We start from the raw sequence: 20,113 nt of genomic DNA on the forward strand, positions 1-20,113 counted from the left end.
ACATTATTTTTGAAGCATAAATTATGTTTCGTAATAAAAAATATTGTTTTATTAATAAATAATAAATAGGTTTACACACTTAAAAATAATGAATAGATAATCAAATTTATATGAAGAAGTTCATTGCATATACGTCAATTTTGATCCTTTTAATTGGCTGCGGTAAATCAAGCGACAAAGGAGAATTAGTTGGAATTAATGGAGGGAAATGGCATCCTGAGAAACCTTACGGAATGGCATTAATTCCAGGTGGTGCTTTTATTATGGGTAAATCAGATGATGATTTGGCTGATGTTGAAGATGCTCCTACAAAGACTGTTACTGTTCGTTCATTTTACATGGATGAAACGGAAATTACAAATAGTGAATACCGTCAATTTGTAGAATGGGTAAAAGACTCCACAATGAGAGTTCGATTAGCTATACTTGCTGATGAAAGCGGACAAAAAGCTGGAGCTACAAATGCTAAAGGTAAAAATGCCGGTAGCATTGGTGATTTTGCTTTTAATGATTCAGATCCAGAAAAGATGACTGCATATGATAAATATATGTACGATAATTATTATAGTGTAGGTACTGCTGATGATCCTTATGCTGGTAGAAAGCTTAATAAAAAAGTGAAATTAATCAAAGATACTAAGTTGTATCCGGATGAGTATTACACTGAAGTTATGGATTCCATGTATTTGCCAATAGAAGCGTCATATAATGGATTACGTACAATAGATGTAAATAAATTAAAATTCCGTTATTCTTGGATGGACATTCAAGCTGCTGCCAAAGCTAAGGTAGGGAAGAGAAAAGATTTCATTAAAACAGAAGAAGTAAACGTATATCCTGACACAACTGTTTGGATTAAAGATTTTGCGTATTCGTATAATGAGCCAATGCATAATGATTATTTTTGGCACAAAGCATACGGTGATTATCCTGTTGTGGGTGTAAAATGGACTCAAGCTAAAGCTTTTTGCGCTTGGAGAACCCTAAATAAAAACACTTATATTAAATCTAAAAAGAAAGGTCACGATTTAATAAATTCTTTTAGATTACCTACAGAAGCAGAATGGGAATATTCGGCCAGAGGAGGTTTACAGTCTGCAACATATCCTTGGGGAGGACCGTATACTAAAAATGACAGAGGTTGTTTTCTTGCTAATTTCAAGCCTAATAGAGGGGATTATGCAGCGGATGAAGCCTTGTATACTGTAGAGGCAAAATCCTATGAGCCAAACGGTTATAATCTTTATAATATGGCAGGAAATGTTTCTGAGTGGACGGATTCATCATATGACCCCAATGCATACGAATATGTGTCTTCAATGAATCCTAATGTTCTGGATGCTTCAAATAAACGTAAAGTGGTTCGTGGAGGTTCTTGGAAAGATGTCGCTTATTTCCTACAAGTAAGCACGAGGGATTTCGAATATGCGGATTCTGCAAGAAGCTTTATTGGTTTTAGAACCGTTCAGGATTATATGGGATTACAAACTACCGGAAGTAACAAAAAAGGTAAATAATAAATAAACAAAAGAAACCAAATCTTTAAATGACTAACCCAAAAAAAAATTATTATGGCATTACTTAGCAAAAAAACAATGAATTTCGCTTACGGAATGGGAGCGGCAGTTGTAATCATCGGAGCATTATTTAAAATTACGCACCTTGAATTCGGTTTTATAACTGGAAATTTAATGCTAACGATTGGACTTGTTGTAGAAGCTGGAATTTTTGCTCTTTCTGCATTTGAACCAGTTGATGACGATTTAGATTGGACATTGGTTTATCCGGAACTGGCTAATGGTAAAGCTACAGGGGAGAAAAAGGCAAAAGTAGAAACTCCTTCTGATGCTCAAGGATTGTTATCTCAAAAATTAGATGCAATGTTAAAAGATGCTAAAATTGATGGTGAATTAATGTCTAGTTTAGGAAATAGCATTAAAAATTTCGAATCAGCTGCAAAAGGTATCGCACCTACTATAGATTCTATTGCTTCCACTAAAAAATATAGCGAAGAATTGACATTGGCTGCTGCCCAAATGGAATCTTTAAATAGTTTATATAAAATTCAATTACAAAGCGCTTCAAGAAATGCACAGATAAACGAAGAAGTGGCTGAAAATAACTTAAAATTAAAAGACCAAATGCAGTCTTTGACATCTAATTTGTCATCACTTAACAGTGTATACGGAGGAATGCTTTCTGCAATGAACAATAAAGGATAATTAGTTTCAAACTATATAAAAATAACAAACTAATTAGTAGAAAATATGGCAGGAGGAAAACTAACCCCTAGACAGAAGATGATAAACCTGATGTACTTGGTTTTTATCGCAATGTTAGCATTAAATATGTCCAAAGAAGTGTTGTCAGCTTTTGGAATTTTAAATAATAAAATTGTAGAGTCCAACTCTATAACAGACATTAGAAATGAAAGCTCATTTCAACAATTAGCTCAAAAAGCAGTGGATCAACCAGGACAATTCGGTGATAAAAAAGCAAAGGTTGAAAAAATAAGAGCGTTGTCTAAAGAGTTTAACGACTATATTGAAAACATTAAGTCATCGGTTACTAAAAAGTTCGTAAGAGATACTGAAGGAAATTTGCCATATGAGCAAATGGATAAAGGAGATTTGATTGATAGAATGTTCTTTACGGGAGATCGAGTTTCTAAAAAAGGAAAAGAGTTTCTAGATAAAATTAATAATTTTTCAAGTCAAATAAAAGAAATTGGCGGTAGTTCAATTGCTGATTCAGAAATGAAAAAAATTGAAGCAAGATTTGCTACGAAACCAGTTTATTCTGAAAAAGCAGGTGCTAAATTAGATTGGATTGATTATAATTATAAAGGATATCCTCTTATAGCAACTATAACTAAATTATCACAATTACAAGCAGACATCAAAACAACAGAAAGTGATGTAATGTCTGGTATGTTTCAATCAGATTTAGTTGCTGCAGCCTCTCTTACTGCTTATCAACCAATTGTAGTTCTTGATAAATCTGTTTTCTTTCAAGGGGAAGCAGTAACGGGTAAAATTATCTTAGGAAAATTTGATCCTTCATTGAAGGCAAAATCAGTTATTGTTAATGGATCAAGTGTACAAGCTCAAGCGGGTCAAGCTAAATTTTCTTTTGGAGCAGGTAATATAGGAGAACATGCAATAGGAGGTTCTTTCAATTTCGATGAAAATGGAAAAGTAGTTAGTTTACCTATCAAAGACAAATATGTAGTTGTTGCCAGACCAAAATCGGCTACAATTTCTGCTGATAAAATGAATGTAGTTTATAGAGGTGTCGTAAATCCTATGACGATTTCTTTTGCTGGTGTTACAGCTGATAAAGTTACAGCCTCTGCTCCAGGATTAAGTTCTGCGGGTGGTGGTAAATACAATATGAGTCCGGGTGGTGGTTCTGAAGTAGTTATTAATGTTACTGGTTCGCTTCCTGATGGTTCTAAAGTTTCTGATAAGAAAACCTTTAGAATAAAAGGTATTCCAGGTCCTACTGGAACTATTAGAGGAGAGATGGGCGTGGTAAAAGGACCTAAATCAAATTTACAAATTGCTACAATTGGAGCTAAATTAGTTGATTTTGATTTTGAAGTTGGTTTGAATGTAGTTGGCTTTAACTTGAAAGTAACAGGTCAGCCTACCGTTGTAGTTCAAGGAAATAAATTAAATGCGCAGTGTAACGCTGTTCTTTCTAAAGCAGTTAGAGGTGATCAGGTTACCATTTCTGAAATTAAAACAAAACTTGTTGGTGCCGGTAGTTATTTATTGCCAAGAACAGCTCCAGTAATTTTTGAAATAACACAATAAGTAAGTTTTAGACAAAGCCTACTTCAATATCTTATTATGATACCATGATGAATGTAAGAAATTTTTTAATAGTTATTGTCTCTGCAATGTGGAGTTTTACATCTGTAGCACAATCTAATTTGCTGAATGCTAAAACACCAGACCAAATTGGGCTTAAGACAGCTGCACAGCTGATTTCTGATAATGACAAACCATTAGTTTATGGTTATGTACACGACAGAGATGTTTTAATGGGAAAAACCACTTGGGAAATAATCGATTTAAGTGAAAAGATAAATTTCGCATTGTATTTTCCAATTGATACAGCAAATATTGGCTCGGATAGAAGATCCTTGTATGATGTTTTGACTAAAGCAATGAGAAATGGTAAAATTACTGAAGTATATACGGATAGTTATTTTAATACCAAAAAATCTATAGAAGATATTCAAGGTTCATTGACCCGTATCGATACTACTGATGCTGGAAGAGAACAAATTAACGCAGGTGCTCAAATATCGCCTGAGTATATCTTAAAACAAGATCTTACAGCTCAAGATGTATCGAAGTATAAAATTAAGGGCTATTGGTATTTTGACAAACGTCAAAGCGAATTGAAATATCGTTTACTCGGTATTTGTCCTATTACGCCGGATGTTTATACTATGAACAGCGACGAAAAAGATTATATTGAGTTGTTTTGGGTATTTTTTCCTGCTGCAAGAGAAGTTTTACATGAAGCTAAGGCTTTCAATGATAAAAATTCTGCAATGCCAGTTTCTTTTGATCAAATATTAAATTCAAGACGTTTTAATAGTGTTATTTACAAAGAAGAAAATGTTTACGGAGACAGAGCTATTGATGAATATATGAAAGATAATGCTCAAAATCAATTGTTGGAATCAGAAAGAGTGAAAGAAAAAATTCGCAATTTCGAACAAGATATGTGGAATTATTAATTTCAATTTCAAAAATATAATGATAAACTCTTACTATAATGGTAAGAGTTTTTTTATTTTAATGTGTTTACTTTGTATTTAGTTTAAAAGAGGTTTTTAAAATGATTGATTATTTAATAGTAGGTTCGGGTTTAGCGGGTATTTCATTTGCAGAATTTGCTTTGCGAAGCGACAAGTCGATTTTAGTTTTGGATAATAATTCTCAAAATTCGTCCAAAATTGCCGGTGGTTTGTATAATCCGGTAATTTTAAAACGCTTTAGTGAAGTGTGGAAAGCTCAAGAACAATTGGTGTTGATGAATGAATTTTATACTTTTTTGGAGAAAAAACTAAATTGCAAAGTTGATTTTAAAAGACCTATTTTAAGAAAATTTTTCTCCATAGAAGAACAAAATAATTGGTTTGCTGCTTCGGATAAAGCAACGTTAGCTCCTTTTTTATCTACACAATTGATTTCCAAAAAGTATTTAGGAATTGATTCTCCTTATGGGTATGGCGAAGTTTTACAAACGGGCTATGTAGACACCGCTTTGTTATTAAATAAATACAGGGAATATCTTAAACAAAATAATCTGTTTCTGGAAGAATCTTTTGATTATGATGCTTTAAAAATTGAAAGTGATGGCATTCGTTATAAAGATTTAAAAGCCAGACATATCATTTTTGCAGAAGGTTTTGGCATGCATGCCAATCCCTATTTTAATCATTTGCCTTTAGACGGAACAAAAGGCGAGCTTTTTATTATAAAAGCACCTGAGTTGGATTTAGATGTAATTGTAAATACGAGCGTGTTTATTTTACCACTTGGGAATGATTTATTTAAAGTTGGTGCAACCTATAATTGGAAAGATAAAACCGACTTGCCTACAGAAGATGGAAAAACGGAATTAATAGAAAGAATAAAAGAAATTATTACTTGTGATTTTGAAATTGTGGAGCATTTTGCGGGAGTTAGGCCAACTGTAAAAGACAGAAGACCTTTAGTAGGAACACATCAAAAGTATGAATCAATACATATTCTCAATGGTTTGGGTACAAGAGGAGTTATGCTGGGGCCAGCAATGGCAAAAGCATTATTTGACAACATAGAATATCAAATTCCTTTAAATGCAGCAATTGATATTAACCGATTTCTGCCTAAAGGAAAAAAATAGTATTATTTTAGGTTTGTTTTTGGATCATATGAAACAAACATATTGATGTATATGTTTCTTGATAAACGCAAAACAAATGGGAATGAGACAATAAGTGAGGCAATTATTGAAATGAAAGCAACTTTCAGACTGGAGCCAAAAATCAAAAAAGAGATTATAAAGGCAGCAATTGCAACTGCAACATTCAATCCATAACTTACATACATAGCGCCATAAAAGAAGGATGGTTCAATTTGATATTTTAAACCACAATGACTACATTTCTCATGCATTTTTAAAATTTTGTCTAAATGCAGCGGATTTTTATCCAAATACATACTCTCATTCTGACATTTAGGACAAGTTCCTGTTAAAATGCTATATAATTTGGATCCTTTTTTTAACATTTGCAAAAAATTTAATTTTTCCTTTTTTAGAGTTGCAAATTTACATATTCGAAAAGGAATAAAATAACAATACATGCTTAATATACATAATTTATCCGTTTCGTTTGGAGGTTCTTATTTATTTGAAGAAGTTACCTTTCGATTGGGTGCTGGAGACCGTGTGGGTCTTGTTGGGAAAAACGGGGCCGGAAAATCGACCATGCTTAAAATGTTGGCAAAAGATTTTGCTCCTGATTCAGGGGTTATTTCTCAAGAGAAAGATCTTCGAATGGGATTTTTGCGTCAGGACATTGATTTTGAACAAGGGAGGACAGTTCTTGAAGAAGCATATGAAGCTTTTACGGATATTAAAATCGTAGAAAAAAAGCTAGCAGAAATAAATCATCAGTTAGTTACCAGAACTGATTATGAAAGTGAAGAATACAGTCAAATCATTGAAGACTTATCCGATTATACACATCGTTTTGAATTATTGGGTGGATATAATTATGTTGGAGATACTGAGAAGATTCTTCTTGGTTTGGGTTTCAAAAGGGAAGTTTTTGACAATCAAACCGAAACTTTTTCTGGTGGATGGAGAATGCGTATCGAATTAGCCAAATTATTATTGCAGGCCAATGATGTTTTGTTGCTGGATGAGCCTACGAATCACTTGGATATTGAAAGTATCATTTGGTTAGAAAGTTTCCTTCGTAATTATCCTGGTGTTGTTGTGATTGTCTCACACGATAAAATGTTCTTGGATAATGTGACCAATAGAACTATCGAAATTTCTCTTGGAAAAGCGTATGATTTCAACAAACCGTATTCCCAATATTTAGAATTGCGTCATGAAATTCGTGAAAAGCAATTGGCAACGCAAAAAAATCAAGCCAAAAAAATTGAAGAGACCGAGAAGTTAATCGAGAAATTTCGTGCCAAAGCTTCCAAAGCTTCGATGGCACAATCGATGATTAAAAAACTAGATAAAATAGAACGCATCGAAGTGGATGAAGACGACAATTCGGTGATGAATATTACTTTTCCAGTTTCAAAAGAGCCGGGAAGAGTAGTTATCGAAGCTGAAAATGTAACCAAAAGCTACGGGGATAAGACGATTTTAAAGGAAATCAATCTGTTAGTAGAACGCGGAAGCAAAATCGCATTCGTTGGACAAAACGGACAAGGAAAATCGACTTTCATTAAGGCTATTGTTGACGAATTTGAATATAAGGGAAATATAAAGTTAGGCCATAATGTACAGTTGGGTTATTTTGCCCAAAATCAGGCTGAATATCTGGATGGTGAAATTACTTTGTTGCAAACCATGGAAGATGCGGCAGCTGATACGAACCGAATGAAAGTACGCGATATGCTGGGTTCTTTCTTGTTTCGTGGTGATGATGTCGAGAAAAAAGTAAAAGTCCTTTCTGGAGGCGAAAGAAACCGTTTAGCACTATGTAAATTATTACTGCAGCCCATTAATGTTTTACTGATGGATGAGCCTACGAATCACTTGGACATCAAATCCAAGAATGTTTTGAAAGCGGCACTTCAAAAATTTGGCGGTACTTTATTGTTGGTTTCTCACGATAGGGATTTTTTGCAGGGAATGTCAAATTTAGTATATGAATTCAAAGACCAAAAAATAAAAGAATATTTAGGCGATATCAACTATTTCTTGGAACAACGCAATATGGAGAATATGCGTGAAGTGGAGAAAAAAGATGCTCAAAAAGCGGCAGCGCCAAAAGAGAGCAATAAAGCTTCTTACGAAGATCAGAAAAAAGGGAAAGCCTTGCAAAATAAATTGAGCAAAGTGGAGAGTCAAATCAAGCAATTGGAAAAAGACATTCAAAACGATGACAAAATGCTCGCTTCTAATTATGACAAACACATTGAGGATGCTAAATTTTTCACAGCATACAACAAGAAAAAAGCGGAGTTGGACAAACTTCTTTCAGATTGGGAAATTGTTCAGGAAGAAATAGATAATTTATAAAAAATGAGAGTTCCAATTTGGGACTCTTTTTTATACAATAATTCCAATTGATTTTGAGTGCGCAATGGCTTCGCTGCTGTTTTTGAAATAACAAACAGAAACTTTTAGGGTTTCTAGATTTTTTAAAATTGTGATTACTTTTTCCTTTTTAGATTCACCAGTTTGTCGGATGTAAACGGCTTTTACCGTAACTGGAAAAATTTTACAAATGGCTTCGTATAAAAAAGGGTCATGTTGCGAATCATCACCAAGAAGGACATATTCTAAATTGGGGTAAAATTCTAAAATGTGTTTTATTTTGTCAAACTTATGGTTGTGATTGCCTCTGCCCGTCAGAAAAAAATCAGTAAGACTCGTTTTAATATCTTTCAATAATAAAACCGCTTTTGGTAGTTGATGAATTTCGGTGAAATTTGTAATAAAACGATATAAATTCCATTCGCTGCTGGAAACATAGAAAAAAGCATTGAATTCCTCTTTATTGTCTCTTCCTGCTGTGCTCAATGCCTGATAATGTGAGACAACATCTTCATAAATTTTTCTCTTATTTATATTTTTGAATAACAAAACATATAATTTTTTCAAAGGATTCAGCGTATGAGAAACTAAAAAAGTATCATCAATGTCGGATATGATTCCTAAATTACCTTTGTGAGGACGGATGTAACTGTCTCTACTTGTTAGGGTTTTGTTTTCGTGAACAATACTCACTTCATAGTCAATCCAACCATAATTAATGTCTTGGTCTAATGGAACACAAAACTTAAAATAACCGTCATTAAGTGTTTTGGTATGAATTTTGGTTTTGTTGTGTTCCAAATAGACATCGGCGTTTGCTTGTGTTTTTATTTGAAACATTTTAATTACTGAAGTAGCATTTTTGAGATTCTTTTTTTGAAAATTATACTCCTCAATCGATGTTGGTTTGAAAACATGTCCCATGACAATTAATTCCTGCTCATTAGCATAGCCTCGGTATAATTTTAAAATTGGTTTCATTTATTGCAGTACTTTTGATTGGAGTTGAAATTAATTATTTTTAATCAATAAAAGAAGATAAAGTTTGAAAAATAATATTCTAATGGTTGTAAATCCTGTTTCTGGAGATATTGATAAATCAGAGTTGGTTGAAGCAACAACAATTTTTGCTGAAAAGGAAAATTTGAATCTGGTGATTTATAATACTTCCGGGGTATCAGATATTGTAAATATAAAAGTACTTTATAAAACATATAAACCAAAAAGGATTATTGTAGCGGGTGGTGACGGAACAATAAAAATGGTTGCAGAGGCAATGGAAAAAAATGATGTTATTATTGGGATTTTACCGGCTGGATCCGCCAATGGTTTAGCTGTAGATTTGAATTTGCCATCAACAATCGAAGAAAACTTAGAAATCGCTTTTCATAATGATTATATGGAAATAGATATGATTTCCATCAATGGAAAAAAAAGTATTCATCTAAGTGATTTGGGCCTTAATGCGGAAATGATTAAGAACTATGAAAAAAGCACCATTCGGGGTAAATGGGGTTACGTTTTACAAACGGTATCCACTTTGATTGATTTAGAGGACCCTTTTACGGCCACGATTACCGGTGATTTTTCAACGATAGAATGTTTGGCAAGAATGATTGTCATAGCTAATTCCAAAAAATATGGCACCGGAGTTTCTATAAATCCTAATGGGGTTATGAATGATGGAAAGTTTGAATTAGTTATTTTGAAAAATTTGGATTTAGTTGTACTTGGGAAAATTATTACTGGAAATATGCCAATAGATTCCGAAGATATAGAGATAATTTCAACCGATAATGCAACAATAACGACAAATGTACCAGTTAGTTTTCAAATTGATGGAGAATATTTCGGAAAAGAAACAAAACTGAATATCGAAATTTTACCCAAACAGATGAAAGTTGCAATACCCAATCCAAACAATGAGATTATTTAAATGGATTTCGTTCTTGCCAAATCGTTTCGGGCTCTAAATATTTGAATATTTTTGGCATATACGAATTGACAATTGGATTGTTATGCGCTATGAATCCATACATTTTCACAGGTTTTGCTCCTACAGAACTTTTGATTTCCAAAGCGGTTCTGGCAAAAACAATTTCCTTAAAACCTTTATTAATGGAATAGGCAATCATGTCGTATAACATATTCAAATACAACATTTTTTCACGCTGAATGCTTTCGTCATACCCCAGAAAATAGGTGTCCATTACGGCACCATTTTTTATCAAAGTGTTGAAACCAATTAGTTTTTCATTTATGAAATAACCGTAAAAAAGGAATTTGTCCTTAAAGATTTCTTTAAAAGTTCTAAAATGATTTTTAGGTAGAAAAAAAGTATTGAAAGGAGCATTTTTAGCGACATGAATATACAAATCATAAATAGTATCTTCTAAAGCGATGATGTCTTCGAGGTGTAATTTTCTTTTTTCAATCACATCCGCTTTTTTTCGGGCTCTTTTGTACTGATCTCGGTATTTTTTTGAAAGAGAGTCGATGTAATCTTGCTCTGATTTCCAATTTCCATTAATTGCAAAAACCATATTGGGTTGTGTGGAAAACTGATAATCATTTTCGAATTCTGGAATGGCGAAATGATTAATTTCCTCTTTGTCGAAATCTTTATATGTGGTAATATGAATCTTTTTACCTTTAGATTTAAACATTTTTTTCAATTCAGTTGTAGCAGAATTTAATGCTTGTAAAGCTCTCTTTTTATCAATAGTATCGGATAACGCATATGAGTTTTGGCCAGTCAGCATGTTGTTACCAATGACTAGTACGTGAGACCCAAAGTTTCTGAAAACAAAATTCCGTACAGCAGTTTTGATGCATTTGTCGCGTTCCCCAAAAGATTCCAATTTGTTCAAATCTAAAAATTGGAAAAGTGCAATGCCAACTAAAATATCATTTTCGAAAATTCCAATGAAATGACAGACCATATTTCCCGGAGATGATTTTTCTAAAACTTCCAGATATTTTTTGGATAAAAAAATGGTAGAAACAGCTAAATCATTCCAGTTTTTTGGAAGTTGAGCTGTAGAATTATAAATTTTGAAAGAATAAGGTGTACTCAAATTGAATTTTAATGTTTTACCAAAATTAGTTAATAAAGTTAAAGTATTTCTCTATGTTTCTAAATTAACTAACTTTATATAAATAAAAAAGGAAATTATGAAAACCTATTCAGAGGAATCAATTCAATCAGAGTTAAAAGGGCTAAAAGACTGGCAATTTATTAATAATGGAATGGAGAAAAAGTTTAAGTTTATAGACTTCACCCAAGCATTAGGTTTTATTGTTCAGGTAGGGGTAATGGCGGAGAAAAGAAATCATCATCCGGAATTATTCAATGTGTACAATAAAGTAACGATTCGGTTAACTACTCATGATGCAAATGGTGTTACCGATAAGGATATTGATTTAGCAAAAGCCATAGAACAAATACAATAAAAATAAATTTCGTCTTGTAATAATGACAAGGCGAAATTTATTTCAGATTATTTTGATAATTATTTCCAAGCACAAATAATTCCCCCCATAATCATAAAGCATACTATCCAGAAACCGCCAGTTACAAGGGTGTATTTGAAGCTTCTTTTTTCGTATAGGGCATTAGTTCCTATAATTGGCAATGCTAAAAATAGTCCAGTCATAAAACCATGTAATGCCCCGTGTTTGAAGGTTCTAAATGATAATCCATAATCTGCCATAAAAGTGATGTATGAAGGTTTTGCAATACTTGGGTCGCCTCCAATCATCCCTAAGGCGCCAGTTTGATGTATTGTGAGGAATTGAAGAACAAAGCTGATGAAAAAGGCGTAAAGAAATGAAATTCCAAATGTCAAAAGCATATTTCCTCCTTTCATTTTTTCTTCAGTCATTCCTGATTCTTTCATCCAAATAGTTCCAAAAACGTTGGGGTTGTACCAAATAAATCCTACTACAAGCGTAGACAATGCGGCAACTAAAAGTGCTAGAAAATTCATTTCCATAAAATTGATTTTTAAAGATTAGTGAATCAAATTTAATAAAATATTATTTAACAATAACAGGTATTATTTGTAAGATATAACTCTATAATAAATATAAAACATTGCATTTCATCGATTTTATTTGTTGATTAGCCATAATGTATGTAGATTTAGGTGTGTAAAAAGTAAAAAAAATCATGTTATGAAAAATATAACTACCCTATTTTTAACCCTTTTGTTTTCATTTTCAATGTTGGCTAATGTATCTCAATCTGAGAAAGATGCATTAGTGAAATTATATCAATCTACAAATGGAAGTCAGTGGATTGTAAAGTGGGATTTATCATCACCAGTTTCTACTTGGCATGGAGTTAAGTTGCAAGACGAAAAAGTAGTCTCAGTAAATTTAGCTAACAACAATTTAGTTGGCGAAATTCCAACGGCGATTGCCAATTTGGTTAATCTGCAAGAGTTGGATTTACACAAAAATAAAATATCTGGAGTGATTCCTTCTTCTATCGGGAATTTAAAAGATTTAAAAGTGTTAAACCTTTCATTCAATAAATTGTCAGGAACAATTCCTTCCTCTGTTTGTGAATTGAGTAATTTAAAAGATTTAGAACTTTACATGAATACTCTTTCAGGAGAGTTGCCTTTGCAAATAGGAGCTTTAAAACAATTAGAAGTTCTGTCATTATTTAACAATGAAATTACAGGACAAATTCCGAGTTCGCTTTATGATATTAAAACAATAAAAACGTTACTTCTAAGTAGTAATAAACTGACAGGAGAATTAAGCCGTCAAGTGGTAAATATGACTTCTCTTGAAAATCTTAGTTTGTTTGATAATAAAATGAATGGTCAAGTGCCATTGGAGTTGGAAAAATTGAATAACTTGAAAGAAATGAATATTTCTTATAACATGTTTAATGGGTTAGTGTCTAAGGATTTAGCTGCTTTGGATACATTAAATATGACGATGGTGAATGATAAAGGAATTGCCGTTTTATTGGATGTGACTACCGATAAAAATTCAGCAATCGTTTCGGAAGATTAATATCCATGAAATAAAAAAAATGGGTTAATGCTTTAAAAAAAATGAGTTTAGTTTTTTTAAAAATAAGTTAGTTTTATTAAATTTAGTTGGGAAAACCTGTGCGGCTTGCTTCACAGGTTTTTTTGTACGCTATAATATTGTGTTATTGAGCTGATTTAAAACCTGATTTAGGGATTTTTTGTATATAGTAGCTTATAATTTAAAAGAATATCTTGAATGAGTTATTTTTTAAGTTCAAAGGCTTTAAGCAGGTGAGGATTTTTATAACTAGGGTTTTCGTTTTTACCCAAGTCAATTATACAAAAAGAAGTTTTGGTTTAGCTTTAAAATCCCACCTGCTTAAAATCGCTTTTAGGGACTGTCTTTATTTCTTTTTTAAACCAGTACTTTTCGACAACAATAACTATTGCAATTCCAGCAATATAAGTTAATAAATCAATCCATGAAAATGAAGTTCCGATAACAGTTCTGGCAATTTTTGATTTTTCTAAACTTAGCTTTTCGACAATATTTAAAAATTGAAGAAATTCTATGGCGAAAGAGAAAGCCAATGCAAATAGTGCAACAATTAAAACTGGCAATTTGAGAAAAGATTTTAAAAAGCAATAGAGAAGAATAACAACCAAAACATCCCCAAGATATGGCCTGACAAAATCATCATTGACAAAAAAGGCAATTAATACCTCAATGGAAAAAATTAAAATTGCGAAGCCAAAGTAGTTTTTATTAAATGTTAGCATAATTTTAATTTAGTTTGTGCCTAACGTCCAGCTTTTAGTTTGCATTTATTCAACAGGTTTGCTCGTGTACTTCTTATAGGATGCTCTTTTTTTAAGATCTTTAGACACTACTTCTTTTATTTATTTTATGGTAAATTTAATACTGTCTCGTAATTTTCCAATTTGACCAGGGTTAAAATCACAAGGAACCTTATATTTTTCCTCAGGATAATATCCGCCACCTATTTGGTATGCAGGTCTTACAATTGTTTTGGTACATTCATCGGAGCATCCTGTTGATAGCGCAATTAGTATAGCAGCTAATAATAATTGTTTGAACATATATGTTTATTAAGTATTTATGATAAAGTAATTATTGTTTGTTTGAGTTTTGATTTTATTAAAGGTTGTCTGTTGCTTTAAGTTATTGTATTTGTGTGTTTTTAAATTGTGATGCAACTGGTATGTGTAGGTCTGACAGAATCATCCCAAACCACATATATTTGAAGGGATTGGTCTGGTAAAATTCAGTTTTGTACTAAAATATAGGTATAATCGTACTAGCAACAATTAATTGTGGCAAAGTAGCGCTTTATAGAGATTTATATGTAGCCCATGTTTCTAAAGCCTTAGATTTATTTCATAAAAAAAGCTCCAGATTTCTCTGGAGCTTTTTTAGTAGCGGGAACAGGACTCGAACCTGTGACCTTCGGGTTATGAGCCCGACGAGCTGCCTACTGCTCTATCCCGCGATGTGCGTTTGTAATTTCAATAAAATTGGTAGTAGCGGGAACAGGACTCGAACCTGTGACCTTCGGGTTATGAGCCCGACGAGCTGCCTACTGCTCTATCCCGCGTTGTTTCGGGTGCAAATGTACGACGAATTTCCGTATTTCCAACGAAAATTTTAAAAAATGTTTTATTTCGTCTATTGACTTGATATGTCTACCTTTGCAAAATAAATTATAATAAAAATGTCACATAAAGCAGGTTTTGTAAACATCATAGGAAATCCAAATGTTGGGAAATCAACATTAATGAATGCCTTTGTTGGAGAAAGATTGTCAATTATTACTTCAAAAGCACAAACAACACGTCATAGAATTCTTGGAATTGTAAACGGGGAAGATTTTCAAATGATCTTATCTGATACTCCTGGAATCATCAAGCCAGCATATGAAATGCAGGAATCGATGATGAATTTTGTGAAGTCCGCTTTTGAAGATGCTGATGTTCTGATTTATATGGTGGAAATTGGAGAACAAGAGTTGAAAGACGAAGCGTTTTTTAATAAAATAATCCATGCCAAAATCCCTGTCTTATTGTTATTGAATAAAATTGACAATTCAAATCAGGCTCAGTTGGAAGAACAAGTGGCTTTTTGGACTGCGAAAGTTCCTAATGCAGAAATTTTTCCAATATCAGCATTACAGAATTTTAATGTGCCAGAAGTTTTTGGAAGAATAATTTCATTATTACCAGAATCTCCTGCCTATTACCCGAAAGATCAATTGACAGACAAACCGGAACGTTTCTTTGTGAATGAAACCATCCGTGAGAAAATCTTGTTGAATTACAGCAAAGAAATTCCTTATGCAGTAGAAATTGTAACCGAAGAGTTTTTTGAAGATGAAAACATCATTAGAATCCGTTCTTTGATTATGGTGGAGCGTGAAACCCAAAAAGGAATCATTATAGGTCATAAAGGTGCTGCTTTGAAGAAAGTAGGGATGGAGTCCCGTGTTGATTTAGAGAAATTCTTTGGAAAACAAATACATATCGAGTTGTACGTGAAAGTGAATAAAAACTGGAGAAGCAACGCTAATATGTTGAAGCGTTTTGGTTATAACCAATAAGAGAAGTATTCAGTGTTCAGTTTCTTAGTGCTCAGCTCTAAACTTTACGATAAATGATATTAGAATTCGAAATGCCCTAGCCCAGATGGGAACGGCATCCTTTCCAGTCCTGAACTTGTTTCAGGATCCTGAAACAAGTTCAGGACTGGAAAGATAAAGTGGACAGCTGGAAATAGCTCCTAAAAAAAGCATTAAAAATTTAGATTGAAGTCGCAGTTAGCGTGCTTTTTAGCTGAATACTTAAAACTGACCACTGCAAACTAAAAAAAGCATACCTTTGCAAAATATTTGAAATTAGGATTATGAATAACATTGTTGCCATTGTAGGAAGGCCAAACGTAGGAAAATCGACGCTTTTTAATCGATTGATACAAAGAAGAGAAGCGATTGTAGATTCGGTTTCGGGAGTGACCCGTGATAGAAACTATGGAAAAAGCGAATGGAACGGAAAGGAATTTTCTGTGATTGATACGGGCGGTTATGTGCGTGGGTCGGATGACGTTTTTGAAGGCGAAATTCGTAAACAAGTAGAACTTGCTATAGATGAGGCTGATGTTATCATTTTTGTAGTTGATGTAGAAGAAGGGATTACTCCAATGGATGATGCTGTTGCGAGATTGTTGCGTAAAGTGACGAAACCGGTTTTACTTGCAGTAAATAAGGTGGATAATGCGATGCGTGAGAAAGATGCGATTGAGTTTTATAACCTTGGTTTAGGAGAATATTATACGTTTGCCAGTATTTCTGGAAGTGGAACTGGGGATTTATTGGATGCGTTGATTGACGCTTTTCCTATTAAACCGGAGCCAACTCAGGAAGAAGTTGTATTGCCTCGTTTTGCAGTTGTGGGTCGTCCTAATGCTGGAAAATCTAGTTTTATCAATGCCTTGATTGGTAAAGACAGATATATTGTTACTGATATTGCGGGAACTACCCGGGATTCTATTGATACAAAATTTGACCGTTTCGGTTTCGAATTTAACTTAGTTGATACCGCGGGAATCCGTCGTAAAGCGAAAGTGAAAGAAGATTTGGAGTTTTACTCGGTAATGCGTTCGGTTCGTGCGATTGAGCATGCTGATATTTGTATCTTGATTATAGATGCCACTCGTGGTTTTGAAGGACAAGATCAAAGTATTTTTTGGTTGGCTGAAAAAAACCGTAAAGGAGTTGTAATCTTAGTGAACAAATGGGATTTGGTCGAAAAAGAAACGATGTCAACTCGTGATTATGAAGCTAAAATCAGAGAAGAATTAATGCCATTTACGGATGTGCCTATTCTTTTTGTTTCTGCTTTAACGAAACAACGTTTGTTGAAAGCATTGGAAGCTACTGTAAAGGTTTTCGAGAACAGACAACAACGTATTGCTACTTCAAAATTCAACGAATTTATGTTGAAAGTGATTGAAGCATACCCACCACCGGCAACAAAAGGGAAATATGTGAAAATTAAATATTGCATGCAGTTGCCAACACCAACTCCACAATTTGTGTTTTTTGCCAATATGCCACAATATGTTAAAGAGCCTTACAAACGTTATCTGGAAAATAAAATTAGAGAAAACTGGGACTTTTCAGGAGTGCCAATCGACATTTATATCAGAGAGAAATAATAGAAAATCCCGAGCAATCGGGATTTTTTTTGGTTAAATTATTATTTGATAGAAAATGGAATAATTCTAATTCTCTTCTTTTTCTAAAGTTTCCATAGGATGGTCTTCATACCAATCCTTGAAAGTTTTAGATGTTTTGTAATCATCATGCAGTACAGTATAAACCATAAACACGATTAATGGTATACCAATGCAATATAGGGTCATTATTACCGGCAGGGCAACATTAGTTTGACATAAACCGGCAAATACAAAAACATAAACAGTGGTAAACCACACGAGTTTGATTGCGAAATTTTTCATGGCTATATCTTTTGACTAAAGTTACGCCAGAAAAGTTAAATATTTAGTTAATTATCTAATAATCAATGTTTAATTTTTTTGTCATTGTGATTTTTATCCATTTAGAGCAATGATTTATTGTTACTTAAATATAGTAGCTAAATAGTTTTAACCTTTTTTTGTAATCTTATTTTGTGGAAAATACTGAATCGGATTATGTCTCTATTAAAATAATCTACTCCGCTGGCCCGTTGTTGAAAACTGTTTAAATAGCCAAGTTCTACAGCGAAATTTTTGTTAATACCATATTGTACAGCGGCATAAATCCTATTTTGATCAAAAGTGTTTTTGATAATTTTTTTACCGAAATTAATCAGTAATTCATCGGATACTATTGCTTTTAAAAACTGGTTTTCTTTTTTCCAAAAAGTGTAATCACCTTGGATGCGGTATCTAAATCTCCAGGAAAAAGTAGTTCCTGATAACAATTCTTGTTTATTGGCATTATGAATAAATCGTTCTTCCAGTTGAAAACGCTGATTCAAAGTGATTTTGTCCACATCTTGTTTCCACGTAATGTCTTGTTGTCCTCTATATTCCGGTATGCTAAAATCATAATTTAGTTCAGGTTCTTGCGTAGCAACTGAGAAATGAGCAAAACCAACTCCAGTTTCCAGATGGTCATTGATTTTATAGCGCCCTTGTACTCTGATTACATATAAATTTTCGGTAACAGGTTTTAGAAAAAGCCTATTATCAAATTCAGAATGTAAAGACCATTTGTTGTTTAATGTCAATTGGTTATTATATCGTGTCCAAAGGATACTTTGATGATCTACATTTTTTTCGGTTTGAGCTCGTGATATAGAGCAGACTAAGAATAAGAAAAGGATTTTGGTTATTTTCATGAAGTTTGTTTCAATTTTTGGCAAATTTACACAAACTCTATAAAAATGATGGGATAGATTTATACTTATCTTCTAAAAAGGACTTTAAATGAAATATTTTAATCTACCAAAATTTGTATCGTTTATTTAGGACTAGACATCTATCAGTTTCAACAACACACCCAAAAGTGCTGCAATGCCAATGATATGAGGTTCTTGTATTTTTTTAGTATAAATCAGAATCAAAACCGTTCCAATGGCAATCAATACAGCAGGTAAGTCTACAATGGAACGTGTAGCAATTACAATTACTGCACCAACTAAAGCGCCAACTACCGCAGCAGTGATTCCGTCAACAAATGCTTTTATACTTTTGTTTTGGGCAATTTTTTTGAAATGGGGAGCAAGAATAACGGTAAATAAATAACAAGGTAAAAAAGTGGCCAAGGCTGCAACGCAAGCCCCTGTGAAACCAGCGACCAAATAACCAATAAAGCCTACTGTAATAACTACAGGGCCCGGAGTAATCATCGCTACTGCTACAGCATCAACAAATTGATTTTCGGTTAGCCAACCGTATTCATGGACAACTCCACCATGTAAAAATGGAACAATAGCCAGTCCGCTTCCAAAAACAAAAGCTCCGGCTTTGGTGAAAAACCAAGCTATATCTCCTAATTTTCCTAGTTCAACAGCAGAGAAACTAACAGTGCCTAATAACAAATAAGAAGCTGTTTTAGGACGTTTTATCCATTCTGGAGGTGCTTTTACAATCATATATAAAAAACCCAAAACTACAAATAAAAGAACTTCTTCTTTTTGTGTGACAGCGGTAAGAATGGTTGAAGAGATATAAAATACCCATAGTAACCAATTTTTTTTGATATTAGTAATTTCAAATTTGCCAATAGATTTAATGGTAAGTTTATAGGAACTCAAAATGATGATGCCAATTACAGTAGCACTTACACCGTAAAAAACGGCTTGCATCCATGGCAAACCTCCATATGTCTGGTAAGCAATACCTAACAATACCACCATGATAAAAGAGGGTAAGATAAAAGCTAATCCTGAAACAGTAGCGCCTAAAACACCATAATGTACGTATCCAATGTAAATTCCCAATTGAGCGGCTAACGGACCAGGAGCTAATTGCGAAAGGGCTAAACCTTCTTTATAGTCAGACTCACTAATCCACTTTTTATCTTCAACCAAATCACGATGCATATAACTGACTAAAGCAACAGGACCACCAAAACCAGTTGTTCCCAGTTTAAGAAAATATTTTATTAAGTCGAGTAAAGTATAATTTAGGGGTGTTTTTTTGAATTTATCCATGTGCTTCAATATAAATGAATATTTTATTAAAATGCGATTCCAAATTGAAAACCTAAAGTTAAGGAAGATGGTTTGTCATTTCCAAATCGGAC

The 20,113-nt window shown here is 33.2% G+C and carries 20 protein-coding genes and 2 tRNA genes; 11 read left to right on the top strand and 11 right to left on the bottom strand.

The genetic code is table 11. The annotated features are described in order from the left end of the window. The first annotated feature begins 110 nt into the window (after positions 1 to 110). The 5 genes from gldK (at position 111) to ACNO7W_RS13650 (ending at position 5,910) form a co-directional block, all read left to right on the top strand. Positions 111 to 1,517 (top strand): gliding motility lipoprotein GldK, encoded by a 1,407-nt coding sequence (gene gldK / locus ACNO7W_RS13630; RefSeq protein ID WP_144064870.1) that lies wholly within the window; start codon positions 111 to 113, stop codon positions 1,515 to 1,517. 54 nt (positions 1,518 to 1,571) lie between these two features. After that, the gene (gene gldL, locus ACNO7W_RS13635) at positions 1,572 to 2,222 is read left to right on the top strand and encodes a gliding motility protein GldL (RefSeq protein WP_143386117.1); all 651 of its coding nucleotides are present in this window, start codon (positions 1,572 to 1,574) and stop codon (positions 2,220 to 2,222) included. A 45-nt stretch (positions 2,223 to 2,267) separates the two neighbouring features. Next, a complete protein-coding gene (gene gldM, locus ACNO7W_RS13640; RefSeq protein WP_417938551.1) occupies positions 2,268 to 3,818 on the top strand; it encodes a gliding motility protein GldM in 1,551 nt (516 codons plus the stop codon). A gap of 47 nt (positions 3,819 to 3,865) precedes the next feature. Beyond that, positions 3,866 to 4,756 (top strand): gliding motility protein GldN, encoded by an 891-nt coding sequence (gene gldN, locus ACNO7W_RS13645; RefSeq protein ID WP_143386210.1) that lies wholly within the window; start codon positions 3,866 to 3,868, stop codon positions 4,754 to 4,756. Positions 4,757 to 4,857: 101 nt separating this feature from the next. Next, positions 4,858 to 5,910 (top strand): NAD(P)/FAD-dependent oxidoreductase, encoded by a 1,053-nt coding sequence (locus tag ACNO7W_RS13650; protein WP_417938553.1) that lies wholly within the window; start codon positions 4,858 to 4,860, stop codon positions 5,908 to 5,910. Between the two features lie 2 nt (positions 5,911 to 5,912). Here the strand turns inward: ACNO7W_RS13650 and ACNO7W_RS13655 are convergent, their stop codons facing one another. After that, complete coding sequence (locus ACNO7W_RS13655; protein ID WP_143386120.1) at positions 5,913 to 6,296, bottom strand: DUF983 domain-containing protein; 384 nt, start codon at positions 6,294 to 6,296, stop codon at positions 5,913 to 5,915. 73 nt (positions 6,297 to 6,369) lie between these two features. Here ACNO7W_RS13655 and abc-f point away from each other — a divergent pair, with 73 nt between their 5' ends. Next, entirely contained in the window at positions 6,370 to 8,277 is a 1,908-nt protein-coding gene (abc-f, locus tag ACNO7W_RS13660) for a ribosomal protection-like ABC-F family protein (protein ID WP_417938554.1), read from the top strand. Positions 8,278 to 8,307: 30 nt separating this feature from the next. On the opposite strand, the gene ACNO7W_RS13665 is transcribed toward abc-f, so the two are convergent. Beyond that, on the bottom strand, positions 8,308 to 9,276 hold the full coding sequence (locus ACNO7W_RS13665) for an App1 family protein (RefSeq protein WP_417938555.1): 969 nt from the start codon (positions 9,274 to 9,276) through the stop codon (positions 8,308 to 8,310). A gap of 64 nt (positions 9,277 to 9,340) precedes the next feature. Between ACNO7W_RS13665 and ACNO7W_RS13670 the strand changes: the two genes are divergently transcribed. After that, positions 9,341 to 10,231, top strand: a complete 891-nt coding sequence (locus tag ACNO7W_RS13670; protein ID WP_143386123.1) for a diacylglycerol/lipid kinase family protein — start codon at positions 9,341 to 9,343, stop codon at positions 10,229 to 10,231. Here the strand turns inward: ACNO7W_RS13670 and ACNO7W_RS13675 are convergent. Then, positions 10,224 to 11,372: an 8-amino-7-oxononanoate synthase gene (locus tag ACNO7W_RS13675; RefSeq protein WP_417938556.1), complete on the bottom strand. Its 1,149-nt coding sequence runs from the start codon at positions 11,370 to 11,372 to the stop codon at positions 10,224 to 10,226. The two genes, ACNO7W_RS13670 and ACNO7W_RS13675, sit on opposite strands and share 8 nt — an antisense overlap. A 97-nt stretch (positions 11,373 to 11,469) precedes the next feature. On the opposite strand from ACNO7W_RS13675, the gene ACNO7W_RS13680 reads away from it, so the two are divergent. After that, on the top strand, positions 11,470 to 11,748 hold the full coding sequence (locus ACNO7W_RS13680; RefSeq protein WP_417938557.1) for a 4a-hydroxytetrahydrobiopterin dehydratase: 279 nt from the start codon (positions 11,470 to 11,472) through the stop codon (positions 11,746 to 11,748). A 59-nt stretch (positions 11,749 to 11,807) separates the two neighbouring features. Here ACNO7W_RS13680 and ACNO7W_RS13685 read toward each other — a convergent pair whose 3' ends face one another. Beyond that, positions 11,808 to 12,290 carry a DUF1761 domain-containing protein gene (locus ACNO7W_RS13685; protein WP_143386126.1) on the bottom strand — a complete coding sequence of 161 codons (483 nt, stop codon included), beginning with the start codon at positions 12,288 to 12,290 and terminating at the stop codon, positions 11,808 to 11,810. A 181-nt stretch (positions 12,291 to 12,471) separates the two neighbouring features. On the opposite strand from ACNO7W_RS13685, the gene ACNO7W_RS13690 reads away from it, so the two are divergent. Further along, positions 12,472 to 13,326: a leucine-rich repeat domain-containing protein gene (locus ACNO7W_RS13690; RefSeq protein WP_417938559.1), complete on the top strand. Its 855-nt coding sequence runs from the start codon at positions 12,472 to 12,474 to the stop codon at positions 13,324 to 13,326. A 323-nt stretch (positions 13,327 to 13,649) separates the two neighbouring features. Here the strand turns inward: ACNO7W_RS13690 and ACNO7W_RS13695 are convergent, their stop codons facing one another. The 4 genes from ACNO7W_RS13695 to ACNO7W_RS13710 all read right to left on the bottom strand — a co-directional run bounded on the left by ACNO7W_RS13695 (position 13,650) and on the right by ACNO7W_RS13710 (position 14,902). Continuing rightward, entirely contained in the window at positions 13,650 to 14,066 is a 417-nt protein-coding gene (locus tag ACNO7W_RS13695) for a DUF2809 domain-containing protein (RefSeq protein ID WP_143386128.1), read from the bottom strand. Between the two features lie 120 nt (positions 14,067 to 14,186). Next, positions 14,187 to 14,387: a hypothetical protein gene (locus tag ACNO7W_RS13700; RefSeq protein WP_417938560.1), complete on the bottom strand. Its 201-nt coding sequence runs from the start codon at positions 14,385 to 14,387 to the stop codon at positions 14,187 to 14,189. A 337-nt stretch (positions 14,388 to 14,724) separates the two neighbouring features. Further along, positions 14,725 to 14,797, bottom strand: a tRNA-Met gene (locus ACNO7W_RS13705). A gap of 32 nt (positions 14,798 to 14,829) precedes the next feature. Beyond that, a tRNA-Met gene (locus tag ACNO7W_RS13710) sits at positions 14,830 to 14,902 on the bottom strand. Between the two features lie 117 nt (positions 14,903 to 15,019). Here ACNO7W_RS13710 and era point away from each other — a divergent pair. Continuing rightward, positions 15,020 to 15,901 carry a GTPase Era gene (era, locus tag ACNO7W_RS13715; protein ID WP_143386130.1) on the top strand — a complete coding sequence of 294 codons (882 nt, stop codon included), beginning with the start codon at positions 15,020 to 15,022 and terminating at the stop codon, positions 15,899 to 15,901. Between the two features lie 302 nt (positions 15,902 to 16,203). Continuing rightward, positions 16,204 to 17,514: a ribosome biogenesis GTPase Der gene (gene der / locus ACNO7W_RS13720; protein WP_039109002.1), complete on the top strand. Its 1,311-nt coding sequence runs from the start codon at positions 16,204 to 16,206 to the stop codon at positions 17,512 to 17,514. A 66-nt stretch (positions 17,515 to 17,580) separates the two neighbouring features. On the opposite strand, the gene ACNO7W_RS13725 is transcribed toward der, so the two are convergent. The 3 genes from ACNO7W_RS13725 to ACNO7W_RS13735 form a co-directional block, all read right to left on the bottom strand. Beyond that, positions 17,581 to 17,817 (bottom strand): hypothetical protein, encoded by a 237-nt coding sequence (locus ACNO7W_RS13725; protein WP_417938561.1) that lies wholly within the window; start codon positions 17,815 to 17,817, stop codon positions 17,581 to 17,583. A gap of 137 nt (positions 17,818 to 17,954) precedes the next feature. Next, positions 17,955 to 18,704 (bottom strand): DUF2490 domain-containing protein, encoded by a 750-nt coding sequence (locus ACNO7W_RS13730; RefSeq protein WP_417938562.1) that lies wholly within the window; start codon positions 18,702 to 18,704, stop codon positions 17,955 to 17,957. Positions 18,705 to 18,836: 132 nt separating this feature from the next. Beyond that, positions 18,837 to 20,021 carry a chromate transporter gene (locus ACNO7W_RS13735; protein WP_417938563.1) on the bottom strand — a complete coding sequence of 395 codons (1,185 nt, stop codon included), beginning with the start codon at positions 20,019 to 20,021 and terminating at the stop codon, positions 18,837 to 18,839. Positions 20,022 to 20,113 lie beyond the last annotated feature (92 nt).

This window comes from Flavobacterium sp. ZB4R12 (genome assembly GCF_048276375.1).
In the GTDB taxonomy this organism is placed as follows: Bacteria; Bacteroidota; Bacteroidia; order Flavobacteriales; family Flavobacteriaceae; genus Flavobacterium; species Flavobacterium gawalongense.